At 46.6% G+C, this 1,435-nt stretch carries 1 protein-coding gene; it reads left to right on the top strand.

Features of this window, described 5'->3' with window-relative positions; translation table 11 throughout:
• Window positions 1-109 precede the first annotated feature (109 nt).
• Window positions 110-1,435 (top strand): IS1182 family transposase (locus BV214_RS16585; protein ID WP_086478612.1); only part of this gene is annotated, 1,326 nt, incomplete at its 3' end.

The following is a 1,435-nucleotide window of genomic DNA, read 5'->3' as shown; positions in this document are numbered from 1 at the left end:
CATAGCCTTAACGTCAGACTGCGCAACAACCTTCCTTTTCTTAATAACTTTGTTGATTACCTTTAACCCATGGAGTCCATAACGTTCTGATATTGCTTATCTTAATGATATGGATTTTATAACAGGTTTTAATAGGGACCAATTGGTAATGATGGATTTCGAATCCTGCCTGAGCTCGGATTCCTGGGCACGGATCGTTGACATGTTCGTGGATATCCTCCCAATGCAGGAGTTGGGGTTCAAGGATGTCCTTAATACAGAGGGAAGGCCACCTTACCGTTCATCGGATCTGCTCAAGCTCTACCTCTATGGCTACAAGAATAAACTTCGTTCCTCCCGCCGATTGGAACATGCTTGCAAAGTGAACCTCGAGGTCATCTGGCTCTTGAAGGGACTCAGGCCATCGGCAAGGAGAATCGCGTATTTCAGGAAAGACAATGCAACGGCCTTTAAACAGGCCTTCAGGTATTTCGTGGTGCTGCTCAGGGACTGGGAACTCATAGACGGGGAGACCATTGCCATCGATTCCTTTAAAATAAGGGCCCAGAACGCCCTTAAGAACAACTTCAACCAGAAAAAGATCGATCGTCATATAGACTACATAGATAACAAGGTCCAGGAATACCAACAACAATTGGATGCCGAAGATCTAGAAGTCGACACCCAGGAACTGCAGGGTAAAATAGCCTATCAGGAATCAAAAAAAGACAGGTACCGCACAATTGAAAGGCAGCTCGGGGAAAGCGGGGAAACACAGATCAGCCTTACCGACCCCGATGCCAGGTCCGTGGTAATGCACCGAAACATCATCAATGTGGGCTACAACGTGCAGGCGGGCTGCGATGCAAAGCATAAGCTCTTCGTCAACAATGATACGGGGACGGTGAACGATACCCATGCACTCTCCCCCATGGCATTGGACGTCAAAGAACTTCTGAATGTGGACAGCATGCGCACACTTACGGATAAAGGGTATACAACTGCAAAACATTTGGACATATGTACCAAGAACGGGATCACGCCGTACTCCTCCCCAAAGGAGCATTCCTCCCAACACAACGGCCTTTATTCTATGGTCGATTTTAAATACGACAAGGAAAAGGACAACTATACCTGCCCCGACGGACAAATTCTGAAAACCAATGGAACCGTTTACGATAAGGCGGGCCACAAGGTGAAGCATTACAAGAACAGGAAAGCTTGCAAGGTATGCCCCGTAAGACATCTGTGTACCACTAATAAAAATGGACGATTCATAGAACGTTCCATCTATCAAGAGGCCTTGGAGGAAAATCAAAAAAGAGTGGAAGAAAACCCGGAGTACTATAGACTTAGGCAGCAGATCACAGAACACCAGTTCGGAACTTTAAAAAGGCAATGGGGCTTCACATATACCCTGATGAAAGGAAAGCAGCACGTGCTCTCGGAGGTGAAC

This window comes from Arenibacter amylolyticus (assembly GCF_002150785.1).
In the GTDB taxonomy this organism is placed as follows: Bacteria; Bacteroidota; Bacteroidia; order Flavobacteriales; family Flavobacteriaceae; genus Arenibacter; species Arenibacter amylolyticus.
The sequence above is the reverse complement of the archived record's forward strand: the minus strand, read 5'-3'. Positions and strand labels throughout refer to the sequence as shown.